This window comes from Bacillus sp. DNRA2, from assembly GCF_012843265.1.
GTDB lineage: Bacteria > Bacillota > Bacilli > Bacillales > Cytobacillaceae > Bacillus_BU.
Genome location: NZ_JABAIT010000006.1, coordinates 15438 through 35525, shown reverse-complemented (window position 1 = coordinate 35525; position 20088 = coordinate 15438). Strand labels below are relative to the sequence as shown.

Sequence of the window (20088 nt, the reverse complement as noted above, 5' to 3'; positions counted from 1 at the left end):
GCTTTTACAAATTGTTTGTACATATAACTTACGTGTTTTTTAGTTGCTCTTTTTCTTCCTTTGTCATCTCTTCACGCCAAATGGTTGCGCCAAGTCCTTGTAATTTTTCAACAATATGACTATAGCCACGATCAATATGCTCGAGACCTGTTACCTCGGTAACTCCTTCAGCCATTAATCCAGCAATGACTAGGGCTGCCCCGGCACGTAGATCGCTCGCTTTAACCTTTGCCCCATTAAGTTGAACGGCACCATTAATAATCGCCGTACTGCCTTCGACTTTAATGTTGGCGTTCATGCGACGCAGTTCATCGATATGCTTAAAGCGCGCTCCATAAATGGTATCGGTTACAACAGCAGATCCTTCTGCCCTTGTTAATAGTGAAGTAAACGGTTGTTGCAAGTCGGTCGGAAAACCTGGATAAACCAAGGTTTTGATATCGACAGCTTTTAATTTTTCAGCAGGATTAATAAACACCTGCTCATCGCTTTCCTCAATCTTTACGCCCATTTCTCTAAGCTTAGCAATCAATGATTCCAAGTGTACAGGAATAACATTATCAATCAGGATGCCTTGACCAACAGCGGCTCCTAAAATCATATAAGTACCTGCTTCGATTCGGTCAGGGATAATCGTATGACGACAGCCATGTAAATGATCAACGCCGTCAATACGGATGACATCGGTTCCAGCACCTTTAATGTTGGCGCCCATGCTTGTTAACAAAGTGGCAACATCAATGATTTCTGGTTCTTTTGCGGCATTTTCTATAATCGTACGACCTTTTGCTCTAACAGCTGCCAGCATAATATTTATTGTGGCACCTACGCTGACTACATCAAGATAAATGCGCGCACCTCGTAGTTCGTCTGCTCGCAAATAAATAGCTCCTTGCTCATTGGTTACTTTTGCACCAAGAGCTTCAAAGCCTTTAATGTGTTGATCGATTGGACGTGGACCAAGGTGACAGCCTCCCGGTAATCCGATGACAGCTTTTTTGAATCGACCAAGCATCGCCCCCATTAAGTAATATGAGGCTCTCAGCTTTTTCACCTTTCCATTTGGCAAGGGCATGGAAATCATTGAGGTCGGGTCTACGGTCATTTCATTGTTCGAAATATCAACTGTGCCGCCAATTTCTTCTAAAAGCCCTTTTAAGATTTGAACATCTGAAATATCTGGTAATCCTTCAATTGTAACAGGAGATTCTGCCAAAATTGTTGCTGGAATCAAGGCAACCGCACTGTTTTTGGCACCACTAATTCGAACGGTACCTTTTAAAGGATATCCGCCTGCAATCTTAAGCTTTTCCATTATTTGCTCCCTTCTAAGCCTAAAGTGAAGAATGATCGATTTTAAAAAACATCTGTAAAGGCTTGAAACGCTTATCAACACCTTTAAGGCTTGTCTTATTTTCGTGTCTAGTATAAGCCCCTATCGGCTATGCAAAAAAGGCCGAGATTCGGGCAGCTTACACTTTTCCAACCTATATATAAATATAAAGCTTTTCCCATTCCCTATTATACAGGTATCATTTTCCATTCGCAAAAGGCATAGTGTTTTTACTAGCATTGTGTACAAAATATTGACTAGTTTATACCGATAAAATAGGAAAGATGACCTATTTTGTAACTAGCTTCGGCTCCAAGGGGCTCGGGTCACAAGCCCTTTGGCGAGCCGCCTCTGCTTTTATTTATTATTCCAGTCATTTATGAACGCTTCAATCCCTTTGTCAGTTAGCGGGTGTTTTGTTAATTGTAAAATGACTTTGTATGGAATTGTTGCAATATGTGCTCCGCGAAGAGCTGCTTCCGTTACGTGCATTGGATGGCGAATTGACGCCGCAATAATTTGCGTATCCAAGCCATGAATCGTAAAGATATCGGAAATAGTTGAGATTAAATCTAAGCCATTTTGGCCGATATCGTCCAAACGACCAAGGAATGGTGAAACATAAGTAGCTCCGGCTCTAGCAGCTAGCAACGCTTGGTTTGCATTGAAAATAAGCGTTACGTTCGTTGTGATGCCTTCTTGAGTAAGGGCGTAGCAAGCTTTCAATCCGTCCGGAGTCATTGGAAGTTTAATGGTAATATTCGGAGCGATAGCTGCAAGCTCTTTTCCTTCTTTAATCATTCCTTCAGCGTCAAGGGCGATTACTTCAGCACTAACTGAACCAGGAACGACGGCGGCAATTTCCCGAATCCGATCATGGAAGGATACATTTTTTTCTTTGGCAACAAGGGATGGATTAGTCGTAACTCCTGCTAACACGCCAAGTGCATGCGCTTCTTTAATTTCCTCTAAGTTCGCTGTATCAATAAAAAACTTCATTATTTTTTTCCTCCAGTCATGGTGGTTTGAACGAATAAATTAGGCAAACGCTTTCTGTTTTTGCCAAAATAGAACGGTTGATTTCTGCTCCAACCAACCTTAAACAACATATATAAAAAATACAGCGAAACCGCTCTCTAGGAGGGCGGTTTCACAAGATCAATGCATCAAAGTTACGCTCTGTTTGATGAACCAAATTCACGAATTTTGCCGATAACTGTTTCTTTAATTGCATCGCGAGCTGGACCTAAGTATTTACGAGGATCGTATTCATTAGGCTTCGCTGCCAATACTTCACGAACAACTTTCGCAGAAGCAATTTGGTTTTCTGTATTCACGTTAATTTTAGCTGTACCAAGAGATACAGATTTTTGGATATCCTTTAATGGAATACCAGTTCCACCATGTAGTACTAGAGGTACACCAGTAGCAATCCCGATTTCTTCCATTTCTTTGAAGCCTAATTTTGGCTCACCTTTGTAAGGACCGTGAACTGATCCAAGCGCAGGAGCTAAGCAATCAATTCCAGTACGCTTAACTAAATCAACACACTCGTCTTTATCAGCATAAATAATACCGTCAGCAACAACATCATCCTCTTGTCCACCAACTGTTCCTAATTCAGCTTCAACTGAAACGCCTTTTGAATGAGCGTATTCAACAACTTTAGAAGTAATTTCGATGTTTTCTTCATATGGATGATGAGATGCATCAATCATTACTGAAGTAAATCCAGCATCGATTGCTTCTTTACACTTTTCGAGGCTTGAACCATGGTCCAGGTGAATAGCAACAGGAACTGTAATGTTAAGGTCTTCCAATAAGCCTTCAACCATTTTAACAACTGTTTTAAAACCAGACATATAACGAGCTGCACCTTCAGAAACACCAAGGATAACTGGTGATTTTTCTGCCTCTGCTGCTTGAAGAATGGCTTGTGTGAACTCTAGATTATTAAGGTTGAATTGACCAACTGCATAGCCCTCTGCTTTTGCTTTTTTTAACATTTCTGTCATTGAAACTAAAGGCATTCTTTACTTCCTCCTTCTTGATGATCACAGTTCTTTTTTCATAAGCAATATTTCTTTTAAAGGGTAACCCTCAAAACTCATGATTATGTATCTTAGCATTGCTTTTTGAAAAAAGTCACGCGACCTATCGAACTCCTTTGTATAATACCAAAAAGAATTTAGAAATGCTACGGTTCCGACATCGATTTACACTTTGTTCATAAAGCAAACGTTTTCTTCTTGATAATTGTAAAAAGAGCTCGAAAAACCGAGATTTTTCGAGCCCTAATTGCACATATTAATTTGAAGAAACTGGGATATATTTTCTGACAGCCGCACGAATATCATCAATATCGAATGGCTTCGCAAAATGAGTTAACGCACCCAAATCCTTTGCTTCTTGAATCATATCTAATTCACCGTATGCTGTCATAATGATCACGCGAATATCCGGCTCAACGACTTTCATGCGCTTAAGAATTTCAATTCCATCCATACCAGGAATTTTCATATCAAGTAAAACTAAATCAGGCATATTTTTATTAACAATTTCAAGTGCCTGGACGCCATTAGCAGCCTGAAATGTTTGATATCCTTCCTTTTGCAATACTTCGTTCAGCAAAATACGAATTCCAAATTGATCGTCAACGATTAAAACTTTGCCTTTCATGAATCCACCCTCTTCGTTTTTTATATAAACATAGTTAATCTATTAATTTGGCTTTTTATGGTTGGAATGCACATAATCCAATTGTTATATTTCGATTATGGTCTTAATTTTTCCTGCTTATCCTATTCACAATCTTCTATTTCAGCAAAATTTGTTTCGACAGATTTTTTGCTATTTCGCAAATTCCTACTATAATTCTAAATAGAATTTCCGATTTGGAGGGCGTTTCATACATGTTAAAAATGTTTTCAACTCAATTATTTGGTTTGTTTAAAAAAATTTCTGAGCACAACGAATTTAGTTTCGAGGACGGAGCACGCCTGATTGCCCAAGCAGCTGTCAGCGATGGTCATGTGTATATTTGCGGATTCGGCGAGATGGCGGCTGTTACGCTTGAGGCAACAGAGGGTGCCGAGCCGTTGAGCTTTGTTGCGCCTTGGCCTGGGCCCGATGAAGTTACCGGCGCAGACCGAGTAATTTTATTTTCGCGTACTTCTGTTGATGCCGAGGCAGTGGCGGTTGCTCGTGAACTAACCGAGCGCAATGTACCTTTTGTGGCGGTCTGCACCGTGGTGGACGAGAATTCTGCGGAGAATCTCACCCATTTAGCGGATGTGGAGATTGATTTGAAGCTTGAGCGTGGGCTGATCCCTAATGAGGCAGGAAATCGCGTTGGCTATCCAGGCGCGATGGCCGGCTTATTTGCCTATTACGGTTTGCGTTTCACACTGGAAGAAATTTTGGCGGATTATGAATAAGGATAGGGTATGTTAGTCGTTATTTTTCAGGGAAAAGAATATATTGCTCGATTACTTGTTTATTTTTATAAAAAAACGAAAAAACCTCGCCGCAGCGAGGTTTTTTATTTATTTTTCTCCGAACTGAAGGGTAGCTTTGATAAAGTCACGGAATAATGGCTGCGGACGAGTTGGTCTTGATTTGAACTCTGGGTGGAACTGAGATGCCACAAACCAAGGGTGATCGTTTAGCTCAATTACTTCTACTAGACGGCCATCCGGGCTTGTCCCTGAGAAGATAAAGCCAGCAGCTTCCATTTCTTGACGATAGTGATTGTTAAATTCATAACGGTGACGATGACGCTCATACACAACCTCTTCGCCGTATGCTGCAAATGCCTTTGAACCGGCAGTAAGCTTACATGGATAAAGGCCAAGGCGTAATGTTCCACCCATATCCTCAATATCCTTTTGCTCAGGAAGCAAGTCGATGATTGGGTATGGAGTTTCTGGATTTAACTCGGAAGAATGCGCATCTTTCAAGCCAAGCACATTGCGCGCATATTCGATTGAAGCTAATTGCATACCTAAGCAAATTCCAAGGAAAGGAATTTTTTGCTCACGAGCAAATTGTGTTGCCAGGATTTTTCCTTCAACACCACGATCGCCAAAGCCACCTGGTACAAGGATGCCGTCAGCAGTTTCCAATAATTCACGTACATTTTCTGCTGTCACGTGTTCTGCGTTAATCCAGTCAATTTCGATGTCTGCATCAAATGAGTAACCAGCATGTTTTAATGCTTCAACAACGGAAATGTAAGCATCTTGAAGCTCAACATATTTTCCGACTAAAGCAATTTTTGTTTTGCGAGATAAATTCGTTACTTTTTCAACAAGAGCCTTCCACTCAGTCATCTCCGCATCTGGAACAGCAAGTTTTAAGTGGTCACAGACGATTTGGTCCATGTTTTGCTCTTGTAAAGATAAAGGAATCGAATATAACGTATCGGCATCTTGCGCTTCGATTACTGCATTCTTATCGATATCGCAGAATAGAGCAATTTTATCCTTCATATCTTGAGAAATCGGCATTTCCGTACGAACAACAATGATATTTGGTTGAATACCAAGGCTGCGCAGCTCTTTAACGCTGTGTTGTGTTGGCTTTGTTTTCATTTCTCCAGCAGCTTTAATGTATGGTACAAGCGTACAGTGAATGTACATTACATTGTGGAATCCAATGTCACTTTTGATTTGGCGAATTGCTTCAAGGAATGGTAGTGACTCAATATCACCAACAGTTCCTCCGATTTCGGTAATGACAACATCTGCGTTCGTTTCATGACCAGCACGGAAGACGCGCTCTTTTAGTTCGTTGGTAATATGTGGAATAACCTGCACTGTACCACCAAGATAATCACCACGACGTTCCTTTTTCAAAACAGATGAGTAAACTTTCCCTGTTGTTACGTTGCTGAACTTATTTAGATTAATGTCAATAAAACGCTCATAATGTCCTAAGTCAAGGTCAGTTTCCGCGCCATCATCCGTAACGAAAACCTCACCATGCTGGTATGGACTCATTGTGCCTGGGTCCACGTTAATGTATGGGTCAAATTTTTGAATCGTTACGCTCAATCCTCGATTTTTTAACAAACGTCCCAGTGATGCTGCGGTAATCCCTTTTCCTAACGATGACACAACACCGCCCGTAACAAAAATATACTTTGTCATAAAGTTTCCTCCTCTTAAAAACAGTTTGTACAATTTTTTAGCCTTTATTTAAAGACTTGCATCGCAATTTTGTAGGTGGGGTGAAAGACCTTTGGAGCATATCGTTTTACTTTTTTAAAAATCAAAAAGAGTATAAGGATATGTATGATTTCTTTTATAAAAAAATAAAAAACGCTCCGCCTACCATAATGGTAAGGGAGCGTTGTAAGAATCAAACGAACGTCGTCCTTTTTTAAGGAGCCCAAAAAGTATTCTACAAGCGCCTGTCGAAAAAGTCAAGATAATATCGAAAAGTGGAGGGCGCCTGGGTATCGGCTTATGACCCCGAGCCGATGGCGCCCGGAGCTAGACATATCGAATGGTGGCGAGTGACTTCTTAAGTTCCCCCATCATACAAAAAGGCGCCAAACTCTTGCTAGGCGCCTTTCGATATAAAACTATTTTTCTTCTTCATCTTCGTCGAGATCTAAATCCTCGTCGTCATCTTCGTCCAAATCGGCATCTTCATCTAACTCGATGTCTTCAATATCGTCATCATCATCATCAAGGTCTAAATCGTCGTCATCGTCGAGATCTAAATCCTCGTCAAGAATATCTTCATCATCATCGAGTTCATCAATATCGTCAAAGCCGAGATCTTCGTCTTCCTCTACTTCATCGAAGTCCTCGAATTCGTCCTCATCGACAACCTTCTTCGCCTTCTTCTTCTTCGTCTTCACAGGTGTTACAATCTCTTCCTCAACCTGATCAACTGGATACCAAACGCGAAGTCCCCAGCGACTTTCACCTAAAGACAAGAAGCGTCCATCTATGTTTATGTCAGTATAAAATTGGGCAATTCTACTTTTCACTTCTTCATCAGAGAGGTTTAAAATCTTTTTAATTTCATCCATAAGCTCCTGAAACGCAACTGCTTGCCTCTTTTCAGCTAAAAGTTCGTAAGCAACTTCGATTAAGGACATCTCTTGCAATTGCTCTTTTGAGAATTGTTGAAGACTCAAGTTCAGCACTTCCTTTCACTATTAAAACCCCTAAAGGGCATATCCTCGAAAAATACATATTCTTCATTATAAACAAAATCCTACCGTTTATGCTAGTTCTATCTATCGTTCCTTTACTTTTTTCTCATACTTAAGAGAGTCATCGTTCTCTTCCGGGCTCCCTTTTAATTTTCGCAACTGCTTAAAGGCGATATAAAAGAGAAATACAGAAATAAGTAGAAATGCGATAGAACCAAGCTGTTTCGAATATAAATAATAAGTCCCAAATACTGCCATAATCGCAAAAATCACATACATGACCTGTTTCAATCGCAATTGCTTCACATCCAAACGAAATATGTATAAATAAAATTTGACTGCATAAAAATCTGAAACAGCCACAATCCTAAATCCAATTATATTAGAAATAGTCAAATAAAAATAGGTCTGAACGCGTCAGACCTATTTCTTTTATTTGAAAAATGTGTCTAGCTGCAGCGGCTAGGAGCTCGGGGTCACAAGCCAATCCGTCCAGAAGGTTAAACTGCAACCTTCTAGCCGGCTCGTCTTGTGCCTGTCGCCCCTGAACAAGCCGCCTCCGCTTTTCGTTCTACATATTACGTCTATACTGCCCGCCGACTTTGTAAAGTGCTTGTGTAATTTGACCAAGACTAGCAACCTTGACCGTTTCCATAAGCTCAGCAAACACGTTGCCTCCGCTCATTGCTACTTGCTGCAAGCGAGCTAAAGCGCTAGCCGTTTCGTCTTGATTTTTAGCTTGGAATGCTCTTAGGTTTGTGATTTGTAATTCTTTTTCCTCATTAGACGCACGAGCTACTTCCATGTTATTGATCGCGTCATTTACTTGGGCATTCGGGTTCAAGTAAGTGTTTACGCCGATAATTGGAAGCTCCCCAGTATGCTTCTTCATTTCATAAAGCATAGACTCATCTTGGATTTTGCCGCGTTGATATTGAGTTTCCATTGAACCAAGTACCCCGCCGCGGTCATCCATGCGCTCAAACTCTTTAAGAACAGCTTCTTCCACTAGATCAGTTAACTCTTCAACAATGAATGAACCTTGAAGCGGATTTTCGTTTTTAGACAAGCCTTGCTCTTTTGTGATAATCATTTGAATCGCCATCGCCCGACGCACTGATTCCTCAGTTGGAGTCGTAATTGCTTCATCGTAAGCATTTGTGTGAAGTGAATTACAGTTATCCTGCAAGGCCATTAACGCCTGAAGCGTTGTCCGGATATCGTTGAAGTCGATTTCCTGTGCATGCAATGAACGACCGGAAGTTTGAACATGGTACTTCAACTTCTGGCTGCGCTCATTTGCGCCGTACTTATCGCGCATCGTTGTCGACCAAATCCGACGAGCCACGCGACCAATAACAGTGTACTCAGGATCAAGACCATTTGAGAAAAAGTAAGACAGATTTGGTGCAAAATCATCTATGTTCATACCACGACTTAAATAGTACTCAACGAAAGTGAATCCATTCGCAAGCGTAAAGGCAAGCTGCGAAATTGGGTTTGCGCCAGCTTCGGCAATATGGTAACCAGAAATAGATACTGAATAGTAGTTACGTACTTTATGATCGATAAAATATTGCTGAATATCACCCATCATTCTAAGGGCAAATTCTGTTGAGAAGATACAAGTGTTTTGACCTTGATCTTCTTTTAAAATATCCGCCTGTACAGTACCGCGAACTACTTGTAAAGTTTGTTCTTTCACTACAGCTAATTCTTCTGCAGTAAGCGCACGGCCTAGCTCAGCTTCATTTCTTTCAACCTGTTGGGCAATCGCGGTGTTCATGAACATTGCCAAGATGATTGGTGCTGGGCCATTGATTGTCATTGATACAGATGTAGATGGATGGCAAAGGTCAAAGCCAGCATAAAGCTTCTTCATATCATCCAATGTACAAACGTTTACACCACTCTCACCAATTTTTCCGAAAATATCCGGACGGTGGTCTGGATCTTCACCATAAAGAGTAACGGAGTCGAATGCCGTACTTAAACGCTTCGCTGTATCATCCTTTGATAGATAGTGGAAACGACGGTTTGTACGCTCAGGAGTACCTTCTCCGGCGAATTGACGCTTCGGATCTTCACCTTCACGCTTGAATGGGAATACCCCAGCAGTGAATGGGAACTCACCTGGAACGTTCTCACGATATACCCAGCTTAAGATTTCTCCGTATTCTTTATAGCGTGGTAACGCCACTTTCGGGATGTCTGTACCAGAAAGTGATTTTGTTTTTAAAATCGTAACGATTTCTTTGTCGCGAACCTTTGTTACAAACTTATCAGCTGAATACTTAGCTTTCTTTTCTTCCCAAGTATCTAGGATTTGTTTTGATTCACGAGTTAGCTTCGCTTCAGTGTCAGCTTTAAGCGCCTCTAATGAAGCAAGTACTTCAGGATTTGCATCCCCTTCTTTAACTGCTACGATTGCACCTTCTAATTGGAACAAGCGACGAGCTACTTCAACCTGCTGCATACCTTTTTTGTGATAGCCACGAACAGTGTCAGTGATTTCGCGCAAGTAGTAGCGACGGTCGTTTGGAATGATTACGTTTTGTTTTTCAACTTTTGCTTCTTTAGTGAAAGAAGTCTCCCAGTCTGTGCCTGCTTTTTCATTAATTTTTTCAATTAAAGCTGCAAACAGAGCATTGGTACCTTTATCATTGAATTGGCTGGCAATTGTTCCGTAAACTGGCATTTCCGTATAATCACGGTCAAATAGCTCACGGCTACGTTGGTATTGCTTTTGAACTTGGCGAAGAGCATCTTCAGAGCCTTTACGCTCAAATTTGTTGATGACAACGAGATCCGCATAGTCAATCATATCGATTTTTTCAAGCTGTGACGGCGCACCGAATTCGCTTGTCATAACGTAAAGTGCAACGTCACAGATTTCAGCGATTTCTGCATCCCCTTGGCCGATACCGCTTGTTTCAACAATGATTAAGTCAAATCCAGCTGCTTTAACAACCGAAATCGCATCCTTAATCGCTAAAGAAAGCTCACTTTTTGAATGACGAGTAGCTAAGCTGCGCATGTAAACGCGTGCATCAAAAATCGCATTCATACGGATTCGGTCACCAAGAAGCGCACCGCCTGTTTTTTGTTTAGTTGGGTCAACTGATAAAATCGCTACCCGCTTTTCAGGAACTTCGTTTAAGAAGCGACGGATCAATTCATCCGTTAATGAGCTTTTTCCAGCACCACCAGTCCCGGTGATACCGACAACTGGTACCGTTTTTTGAAGGGTTTTGATTTCTTCTAAAACAGATTCAGCTGCAGCAGCAACTTGAGTTCCTGCTTCAACATGCTGTTCAGCAAGTGTGATTAATTTGGCAATAGAATTTGTATCACCTGTAGGAAGTTGTTTGATGGCATCAGCAGTATTGATATCTACTGTTGAAAAATCACTCTTTTCAAGCATGTCATTAATCATGCCTTGAAGACCTAATTGGCGCCCATCCTCTGGAGAATAGATTGCAGCAATTCCATACTCTTGAAGCTCGTCGATTTCTTTTGGCAGGATAACGCCACCGCCGCCGCCAAAAACACGGATATGGGAAGCGCCTCTTTCTTTTAACAGGTCATACATATATTTAAAATATTCAACGTGTCCACCTTGGTAGGAAGAAATGGCAATCCCTTGGGCATCTTCTTGAATCGCTGCATTTACGACCTCTTCAACGGAACGGTTGTGTCCAAGGTGAATAACCTCTGCACCACTTCCTTGAAGAATTCGGCGCATGATGTTAATCGAAGCATCATGGCCATCAAATAAACTGGATGCGGTTACAAATCTAATATGATGTTTTGGCTTATAGTTATTTTCATGTGCACTCATTTTTTCCCCTCCGGTTCTTTAACGATATATCCTTTTAATCCTTCAAATATCCAATCTGTTTGCATTTTTATATAGTCTTCAAGTTGATACTTCTTTTGGATGGACCAGCGCCGGAATCCCCACATTTGGCCCTGGACGACGATATTATGGGCTAGAAGGTTCACCTCTTGTGGCGTCATTGCTAATTCCCCATTATCAACGACAAGTTGGATGACATCTTCAAGCATTCTGACCATCCCGATTTCCTTCTTTAGTACATAGGGCAAGGCATCCTTTGAAAGCGATTTGGCTTCCTGGTACATGACCAGGACCTCTTCTTGCACACCATCCATAATCCGGAAGAAATTTTCAATCCCATGTCGCAGGCTTTCAAGGGTTCCTTGGTGTGAGGCCAAGTCCTTTTGTAATTTATCCTGAACTTCATCGTAAATATTGTCACAGACGAGGTACAAAATATCTTCCTTTGATCTGATATATTCATAGAGGGTGCCGATACTAAAGCCGGCTTCCCTGGCAATTTCTCTTGTCGTGGTTCGGTGGAAGCCTTTTTCTTTAAAAAGAGCAATAGCGCTTTTTATCATTTGGTTCCGCCTTATCTTAACAAGACGTTCATCCTTCACAGATGCATGCACTTCACGCTTTTTCATGATTCCACCGCCTTTATACCGTCCTATGCAGTTTTTGGGTAGGCTTTTGTGTTGGTTTTTTACTGTGACTTGGTTAGAGTCTACTATTTCGAGGTCATACGGACACTTTTTGTTTTTTCGTCCTGTTTTTGTCCTTATAACTGGGTCATACGGACATTTTTGGTTGTTTTCGTCCTGTTTTTGTCCTTATGACTGGGTCATAAGGACACTTTGACTTATTTTTACAAGGATTGTGTCCCTATGAAAGATTCATAGGGACACTTTTAAGTAATTGATCCCCTGTTTTATCCCTTAAAAATCTAAATTACTTCGTTACCATACGTGAAATAACTAGACGTTGGATTTCTTGAGTTCCTTCGTAGATTTGAGTGATTTTTGCATCACGCATGAAACGCTCTACTGGGTAATCTTTTGTATAGCCATAGCCACCGAAGATTTGAACTGCATCAGTCGTTACCTTCATTGCAGTGTCGCCAGCAAATAGCTTAGACATTGCCGATTCTTTACCATATGGAAGACCTTTAGATTCTAACCATGCAGCTTGGTAAGTTAATAGTCTTGATGCCTCAACGCTAGTAGCCATGTCAGCTAATTTGAAGCCAACACCTTGTTGCATTGCGATAGGCTTACCGAATTGAACACGCTCTTTTGCGTAATCGATTGCTGCATCAAGCGCACCTTGAGCGATACCAACCGCTTGCGCTGCGATACCGTTACGGCCGCCATCAAGAGTCATCATCGCAATTTTGAAGCCATCACCTTCTTGACCTAGTAGGTTTTCAGCAGGAACACGGCACTCTTCGAAAATGATTTCAGTTGTAGGTGATGAACGAATTCCTAATTTCTTTTCCTTTTTACCTACTGAGAAGCCTTTGAATCCAGCTTCAACGATGAATGCGCTTGTGCCTTTTTGTTTGTTTTCTGGATCTGTTAACGCAAATACAACATAGATGTCAGCTACGCCGCCATTTGTGATGAAGATTTTTGAACCGTTTAATACGTAGTGGTCGCCATCACGACGAGCTGTTGTTCTCATTCCACCTGCATCAGAACCGCTGCCTGGCTCAGTTAAGCCGTAGCCGCCAATGCTTTTACCTTCAGCCATTGGGCGTAGGTATTTTTGTTTTTGTTCTTCGTTACCGAATTTGAAGATTGGCCATCCAGCTAATGATGTGTGAGCTGAAAGTGTAACCCCTGTTGAAGCACATACGCGAGATAGTTCTTCTACAGCGATACAGTATGCTAGGTAGTCACTACCGATTCCGCCGTATTGTTCTGGCCAAGGGATACCTGTTAGGCCAAGCTCAGCCATTTTGTCAAAAATTTCACGGTCAAAGCGCTCATTTTCATCACGTTCTGCAGCACTTGGAGCTACTTCATTGCGAGCAAAGTCGCGTACCATTTTACGAATCATTTCATGTTCTTCAGTTAATTGGAAATTCATTGTTACTTCCCCCATTTGGATAAAATTATTTGATGTATGTTAAATGTGAACTATGTAGCTACTTAGGTTTCGCATTGAAATTGGCCGTTGATTTCCGCTTCAGGCGCTCGCTTTCCGCGGGCGGCCCGTGAGCCTCCTCGGCGCTTTGCGCCTGTGGGGTCTCACGAGACCTTTGCTCCCGCAGGAGTCTCGCACCTTCCGCTCCAATCAACTCTAGGCAAATTCAACTTCCCTTATTTCGTTAAATGTTTGCTGATTACGAGGCGTTGGATTTCGCTTGTGCCTTCGTAGATTTCGGTGATTTTGGCATCACGGAAATAGCGCTCAACTGGATAGTCCTCGGTGTAGCCGTAGCCACCAAAAACTTGGATAGCTTCAGTTGTGACTTCAACTGCTGTTCTTGAAGCAAATAACTTCGCCATTGAAGCCTCTTTGCCACATGGAAGGCCTTTCGCCCGCAAGTCAGCAGCGCGATAGACTAATAATCTTGCAGCTTCAACGCTTGTTGCCATGTCAGCCAACTTAAAGCCTAAGCCTTGTTGGGCCGCAATTGGCTTACCAAATTGGTAGCGTGTTTTTGCATACTCAGTAGCTGCTTCCAAAGCCGCTTCAGCGATTCCAAGCGCTTGAGAGGCAATCCCAATCCGGCCGACATCTAGGTTGGACATGGCAATTTTAAAACCTTCGCCCTCCTTGCCAAGCAGGTTGCTAGCTGGCACTCTCATATTTTCAAACGTTAGCTGAACAGTTCTTGAACCATGAAGACCCATTTTATGCTCATCCTTGCCAACGATGAAGCCTGGTGTATTTTTTTCAACAATAAAGGCGCTGATACCCTTAGTGCCGAGGGTCGGGTCGGTTACCGCAAATGTGATATAAACGTCGGCTTCCCCGCCATTTGTAATGAAAATCTTTGATCCGTTCAGGACGTACTCATCGCCGTCCTTGACTGCGCGCGTCTTAATTCCGCTCGCATCGGACCCTGCTTGTGGCTCAGTTAAGCAAAATGCGCCTAAATATTCGCCCGAAGCCAGCTTCGGTACAAATTTTTGCTTTTGCTCGTCTGTGCCAAAATAAACAATTGGATTGGTTCCTACCGATGTATGAACTGAAAGGATAACACCAATTGTAGCGCTTACTTTTGATAGCTCATTAATCGCAATAATATAGGAAATAAAATCCATTTCCGCGCCACCTAAGCTTTCAGGGACAGGAATTCCCATTAAGCCCAGCTCGCCCATTTTTGTTAAAATTTCACGCGGAAAGTGGCCTTGTTCCATTTTTTCAATAAAGGGAGTGATCTCTTGTTTGGCAAAATCGCGAACCATGCTGCGCATCATTTCCTGCTCGTCGGTAAACTTCAGGTTCAACGCCATTCCCTCCTGATTTAATGTAACGACCGCCTTACTCATAGACGTAGAAACCGCGGCCGGATTTCTTACCATACCAGCCAGCCTTTACATATTTGCGTAACAATGGACAAGGGCGATATTTGTCGTCACCGAAGCCTTCGTGCAATGTTTCCATGATGTAAAGACATGTATCTAAGCCGATAAAATCAGCAAGTGTAAGTGGTCCCATTGGATGGTTCATACCGAGTTTCATAACCTCGTCAATCGCCTCAACTGTAGCGACGCCTTCATGAAGGGCATAAATCGCTTCGTTGATCATTGGTAATAGGATACGGTTTGAAATGAAGCCAGGAGCATCATTTACTTCAACTGGAACCTTTTCCAAAGTTTTTGTCATATCTTCGATTGCTTGGTACACTTCATCAGCTGTAGCTAAGCCGCGAATGATTTCAACAAGTTTCATGACAGGAACTGGATTCATGAAGTGCATGCCGATTACTTTCTCTGGACGCTTTGTTGCAGCAGCGATTTCAGTGATTGGTAGAGATGATGTGTTGCTCGCTAAGATCGTGTGAGCTGGTGTGATTTCATCAAGTTGAGCGAAGATTTTTGATTTGATTTCCATATTTTCTACCGCTGCTTCGATGACAAGGTCAACTTTGGCTGCGTCTTGTAGATTAGTAGATGGAGTGATGTTTGCTAGGATGCCGTCGCGTGTTTCAGCTGTGATGCGTCCTTTTTCGACGTTGCGAGAAAGGTTTTTGCTGATTCCGCCAAGACCGCGCTCAACGAATTCTTGTTTTAGGTCATTTAGGAATACTTTGTAGCCTGCTTGGGCACATACTTGAGCAATCCCTGAGCCCATTTGGCCTGCTCCGATTACCATAATTGTTTGAACGTTCATTTGTATCCTCCTTAATTCGATATGCGCTTAGGCGCGTAGTGTGATTGTTATTTTAAAAATAAATTTATTTTGTGCATGGTTGATTTCCGCTCCGGGCGCTTCGCTTTCCTCATAAGTTCATTTCTAAGAATTCTGTATGTGATTTGAACTCATAAGCCCTTCATAAGTTCATTTCTTCGAATTCCTGTATGTGTTTTGAACTCATAAGCCCTTCATAAGTTCATTTCTTCGAATTTCTGTATGTGTTTTGAACTCATGAACTCTTCATAAGTTCATTTCTTCGAATCTTTGTATGTGATTTGAACTCATGAGCTCTTCATAAGTTCATTTCTTCGAATTTTTGTATGTGTTTTGAACTCATAAGCCCTTCATAAGTTCATTTCTTCGAATTTCTGTATGTGTTTTGAACTCATAAGCCCTTCATAAGTTCATTTTTTTCGAATTCCTATTCGTATTTTGAACCTATGCAGGAGTCTCACACCTTCTGCTCCAATCAACTTAAGCAAATATCTTATTATTGTTTCGGTACTTCAATTAACACTGCATCGCCTTGGCCGCCGCCTGAGCAAATGGAGGCAATTCCTAGGCCGCCACCGCGACGTTTTAGTTCATGGACTAGTGTTAGGATGATTCTGGCACCGCTTGCTCCGATTGGATGACCTAAGGCAACGGCACTTCCGTTAACATTAACCTTTTCTGGGTCTAGACCTGCGATTTTGTTGCTAGCCAAGCAAACGGCTGCAAAGGCTTCATTAATTTCGATTAAGTCAATTTCTTCTAAGCTTCTGCCAGTTTTCTTAAGCAATTCATTGATTGCGATACCTGGGCTAATTGGAAATTGCTGAGGCTCTATCGCTAGTGCGACATGGCCAAGGATGTATGCTTCAGGTGTGATCCCCTCTTGGCTAGCACGGTCTTCACTCATTAATACCAAGGCACAAGCGCCATCATTTACGCCCGGTGCATTTCCAGCTGTGATCGTACCAGCGTTATTAAAGGCCGGTCCAAGCTTAGCTAATTTTTCTAAAGAAGTATCTCGGCGTGGACACTCATCGTGCTCGACAATCTTTGGCTCGCCTTTCTTTTGTGGAACTTCGACGGTAACAATCTCTTCTGCAAATCTTCCTGAATCAATCGCTTCGAGCGCTCTCACATGGCTGCGGTATGCCCAAGCATCTTGTTCTTCACGGCTAAGGTCGTAGTCGATTGCTGTACCGTTTCCGTATGATCCCATATGTACACCGGTAAAGCTGCAAGTTAGACCGTCATGGACCATTAAGTCCTTGACTTGGTTGTCATTCATGCGAAGGCCCCAACGTGCTTCCGAGAGAAAATATGGTGCATTGCTCATTGATTCCATTCCACCGGCAACGATTACTTCAGCGTCACCTACGCGAATGATTTGATCAGCAAGTGTTACGGCTCTCATTCCTGATGCACAAACCTTATTGATTGTTTCTGTTTGTACTTCCCATGGTAGTCCTGCCAATTTCGATGCCTGGCGTGAAGGAATTTGTCCTTGCCCGCCTTGAAGAACTGTTCCCAAGATCAATTCATCCACTTGCTCTGGGCTAACGCCTGCATCCTCTAGCGCTGCTTTGACAGCGATTCCACCAAGTTCTACAGCTTTTAGTCCGCTTAAGCCGCCACCGAATTTTCCAAATGGAGTTCTTTTTCCACCAACGATAACTGTTCTTGCCATATTTCTTTCCACCCCTTATTTCCCAATTAATTTTCTATTTCTCTTGTCTATACATTTCATTAATCCGTTAAAGCGACTGAACGCTCGCTCGGCTGCTTGTCAAAAAAAATATCCTTGCTAGTGGAGCTCTTGAAATATTTCCTTACAACTATCTTATTTTGGGAACAAGCCAAATTATATCACTTACCTAAAAATTCTAAATATTAAGTATTCGACATTATTTTACAGTTACTGTGGAAAAGGAAGGAAGGCAGCTGTATCATGCTATGATTTTCAGGCCTTCCCTTCATTTTCACATTAAAAATCTTGTTACACTTTCAAACATTCTGTCGAAAACTTGTTCCGCCAAAAAACAATTTAGTTGCTCTAGAAATCTTTCAAAGGTTTAATGAACCAATTCTTTTTCATCGCCGCAGACTGCTTTTTCGAGTAGTTCGGCAACATCGTATGTTTTAACGGTTTCTTCAACTTCTTTAGCCTTTGTTCCGTCTGTAAGCATGGTTAAGCAATATGGACAACCAGCACTGATAACAGAAGGATTCACAGCTAATGCTTGCTCCGTTCTGGCAACATTGATACGGTGACCCGTTTCTTCCTCCATCCACATTAAGCCGCCGCCAGCGCCACAACACATACCTGTTTCACGATTACGTTCCATTTCGACAAGCTGTACGCCTGGAATCGCTTTAAGGATTTCCCGTGGCGGATCGTAAACGTCATTGTAACGACCTAAATAGCATGAATCATGGAAGGTAATTTTCTCGTTCACTTCAAATTTAGGTACCAATCGGCCTGCTTTTACAAGCTCAGCAAGCACCTCGGTATGATGGTACACTTCTGCTTCCAGACCGAAGTCAGGATATTCATTTTTGAAAATATTGAATGCATGCGGGTCAATCGTCACGATTTTCTTCACATCATTCTTTTCGAACTCATCGATATTGGCTTGAGCTAATTCTTGGAATAAGAACTCGTTACCAAGACGACGTGGTGTATCACCAGAGTTCTTTTCTTTGCTACCCAAAATCGCAAATTTAACGCCAGCTTCATTCAATAACTTTGCAAAAGATAGAGCAATCTTCTGGCTGCGGTTGTCATAAGAGCCCATTGCGCCTACCCAGAATAAGTATTCGAATTCTTCGCCTGCTTTTTTCATTTCTTTAACTGTTGGAACGACAACATCCTCGCGAACGTCGCGCCAGTTTTCGCGCTCTTTGCGGTTTAATCCCCATGGGTTACCTTGACGCTCGATATTGGTCATTGCTCGCTGAGCATCAGCGTCTAATTTACCTTCTGTCAGTGTCAAATAACGACGAAGGTCAATGATTTTTTCAACATGCTCATTCATAACTGGACATTGATCCTCACAGTTACGGCAAGTTGTACAAGCCCAGATTTCTTCTTCAGTAATAACCTCGCCGATTAAACTTGGTGAGTAGGCAAGTGATGCCGCAGCTTCTTCAGCACCTTGACTGCCAGCAGCTAACGCTAATTGATTCCCTTTTGTATTAGAGAAGGCAAACGATGGAACCCATGGCTGTTTTGATGTCACTGCAGCGCCATGGTTTGTTAAATGATCGCGTAATTTTAACATGAGATCCATTGGTGATAGCATTTTACCTGTTCCGGTTGCCGGACACATATTGGTACAGCGACCACATTCCACACAAGCATATAGGTCAACTAGTTGTAGTTGAGTAAAGTCTTCGATTTTTCCAACTCCGAATGATTCCTGTGACTCATCTTCAAAGTTGATTTTTTTCAATTTGCCCGGCTTATCAAGACGGTTCAAATAAACATTTGCAGGTCCTGCGATTAAATGCATGTGTTTACCTTGTGGTACATAAACAAGGAATGTTAGTAAAAATAATAAATGTGCCCACCATGCAATATAAAACACGACGATCGCAGCGGTCTCACCGATTCCAGCGAGAACTGTTCCAATTGACGAAGCAATTGGCTCGGACCAAGAAGCCTCATGGCCATGCCAGATCATTCCCATTCCATTTCCAAGTAAAACAGATAACATTAATCCACCGATAAAAATTAAGACAAGTCCGTTTTTAAACCCGCGCTTTAAGCGCACAAGCTTTTCAATATAACGACGATAAAACGCCCATACCACCGCAACTAAAATAATTAGGGTGACAACTTCCTGGAAGAAGTTAAATGCAGGATACAGGGGTCCTAGTGGAAGATGTGCACCTGGCGTGATCCCCTTAATAATAAAATCAATTGCTCCAAGTTGGACAAGTAAGAACCCATAAAAGAACATAATGTGCATGATTCCACTTTTCTTGTCCTTCATCAATTTTGTTTGTCCAAATACATTGACCCAGATTTTGTCGAGTCTTGCTTTGACATTGTTATCAAACTCTTCTTTTTTACCGAGCTTGATGTAGGTAATTCTGGTCTTAACAACGTAAACAAACAAGCTCACAGCGTAAGCGGTTACGGCTAAGAAGGCAATTAAGTTTACCCAAAGCAGTCCGTTCATTACCTTTTACTCCCCTTTCTGAAAAATAAAATTATGGCATTTTTCGACAGAATATTACATTATTTTTGAATATTCTGAATTTATTCTTAATTCTATTATATTGTGAATGAGCGTTCAGTCAACATTTATTTTTAATTAAAAGGAAATATTTTTAAAAAAATCATTCATAGCAGAAATGATTTCGGAAAAACTATGTGGA

The 20088-nt window shown here is 41.8% G+C and carries 15 protein-coding genes; 1 reads left to right on the top strand and 14 read right to left on the bottom strand.

Annotated elements, in window-relative coordinates; translation table 11 throughout:
• Positions 1 to 28: 28 nt before the first annotated feature.
• From HHO41_RS07040 to HHO41_RS07025, 4 genes are all read right to left on the bottom strand, one after another.
• A complete protein-coding gene (locus tag HHO41_RS07040; RefSeq protein ID WP_169096916.1) occupies positions 29 to 1315 on the bottom strand; it encodes a UDP-N-acetylglucosamine 1-carboxyvinyltransferase in 1287 nt (428 codons plus the stop codon).
• Between the two features lie 375 nt (positions 1316 to 1690).
• Positions 1691 to 2332: a fructose-6-phosphate aldolase gene (gene fsa / locus HHO41_RS07035; RefSeq protein ID WP_169096914.1), complete on the bottom strand. Its 642-nt coding sequence runs from the start codon at positions 2330 to 2332 to the stop codon at positions 1691 to 1693.
• Between the two features lie 173 nt (positions 2333 to 2505).
• Positions 2506 to 3363, bottom strand: coding sequence for a class II fructose-bisphosphate aldolase (locus tag HHO41_RS07030; protein ID WP_169096912.1), 858 nt, complete (start codon positions 3361 to 3363; stop codon positions 2506 to 2508).
• Positions 3364 to 3640: 277 nt separating this feature from the next.
• Positions 3641 to 4012, bottom strand: coding sequence for a response regulator (locus HHO41_RS07025; RefSeq protein ID WP_169096910.1), 372 nt, complete (start codon positions 4010 to 4012; stop codon positions 3641 to 3643).
• A gap of 233 nt (positions 4013 to 4245) precedes the next feature.
• On the opposite strand from HHO41_RS07025, the gene HHO41_RS07020 reads away from it, so the two are divergent.
• Positions 4246 to 4770, top strand: a complete 525-nt coding sequence (locus HHO41_RS07020) for a DUF2529 domain-containing protein (RefSeq protein WP_169096908.1) — start codon at positions 4246 to 4248, stop codon at positions 4768 to 4770.
• A gap of 108 nt (positions 4771 to 4878) precedes the next feature.
• Here HHO41_RS07020 and HHO41_RS07015 read toward each other — a convergent pair whose 3' ends face one another.
• The 10 genes from HHO41_RS07015 to HHO41_RS06970 form a co-directional block, all read right to left on the bottom strand.
• Positions 4879 to 6483 (bottom strand): CTP synthase, encoded by a 1605-nt coding sequence (locus HHO41_RS07015; protein ID WP_169096906.1) that lies wholly within the window; start codon positions 6481 to 6483, stop codon positions 4879 to 4881.
• A 437-nt stretch (positions 6484 to 6920) separates the two neighbouring features.
• Positions 6921 to 7484, bottom strand: coding sequence for a DNA-directed RNA polymerase subunit delta (gene rpoE, locus HHO41_RS07010; protein ID WP_169096904.1), 564 nt, complete (start codon positions 7482 to 7484; stop codon positions 6921 to 6923).
• Between the two features lie 102 nt (positions 7485 to 7586).
• Complete coding sequence (locus tag HHO41_RS07005; protein WP_248278395.1) at positions 7587 to 7799, bottom strand: hypothetical protein; 213 nt, start codon at positions 7797 to 7799, stop codon at positions 7587 to 7589.
• 274 nt (positions 7800 to 8073) lie between these two features.
• The gene (gene icmF, locus HHO41_RS07000) at positions 8074 to 11343 is read right to left on the bottom strand and encodes a fused isobutyryl-CoA mutase/GTPase IcmF (protein ID WP_169096902.1); all 3270 of its coding nucleotides are present in this window, start codon (positions 11341 to 11343) and stop codon (positions 8074 to 8076) included.
• Entirely contained in the window at positions 11340 to 11990 is a 651-nt protein-coding gene (locus HHO41_RS06995; protein ID WP_169096900.1) for a TetR/AcrR family transcriptional regulator, read from the bottom strand. Before HHO41_RS06995 ends, icmF begins: the two co-directional genes overlap by 4 nt.
• 304 nt (positions 11991 to 12294) lie before the next feature.
• Positions 12295 to 13434: an acyl-CoA dehydrogenase gene (locus HHO41_RS06990; RefSeq protein WP_169096898.1), complete on the bottom strand. Its 1140-nt coding sequence runs from the start codon at positions 13432 to 13434 to the stop codon at positions 12295 to 12297.
• Between the two features lie 233 nt (positions 13435 to 13667).
• Complete coding sequence (locus HHO41_RS06985; RefSeq protein WP_169096896.1) at positions 13668 to 14804, bottom strand: acyl-CoA dehydrogenase; 1137 nt, start codon at positions 14802 to 14804, stop codon at positions 13668 to 13670.
• A 34-nt stretch (positions 14805 to 14838) separates the two neighbouring features.
• A complete protein-coding gene (locus tag HHO41_RS06980; RefSeq protein ID WP_169096894.1) occupies positions 14839 to 15690 on the bottom strand; it encodes a 3-hydroxybutyryl-CoA dehydrogenase in 852 nt (283 codons plus the stop codon).
• 514 nt (positions 15691 to 16204) lie between these two features.
• Entirely contained in the window at positions 16205 to 17392 is a 1188-nt protein-coding gene (locus tag HHO41_RS06975) for an acetyl-CoA C-acetyltransferase (RefSeq protein WP_169096892.1), read from the bottom strand.
• Between the two features lie 385 nt (positions 17393 to 17777).
• Positions 17778 to 19889, bottom strand: coding sequence for a (Fe-S)-binding protein (locus tag HHO41_RS06970; protein ID WP_169096890.1), 2112 nt, complete (start codon positions 19887 to 19889; stop codon positions 17778 to 17780).
• Between the last annotated feature and the right edge of the window lie 199 nt (positions 19890 to 20088).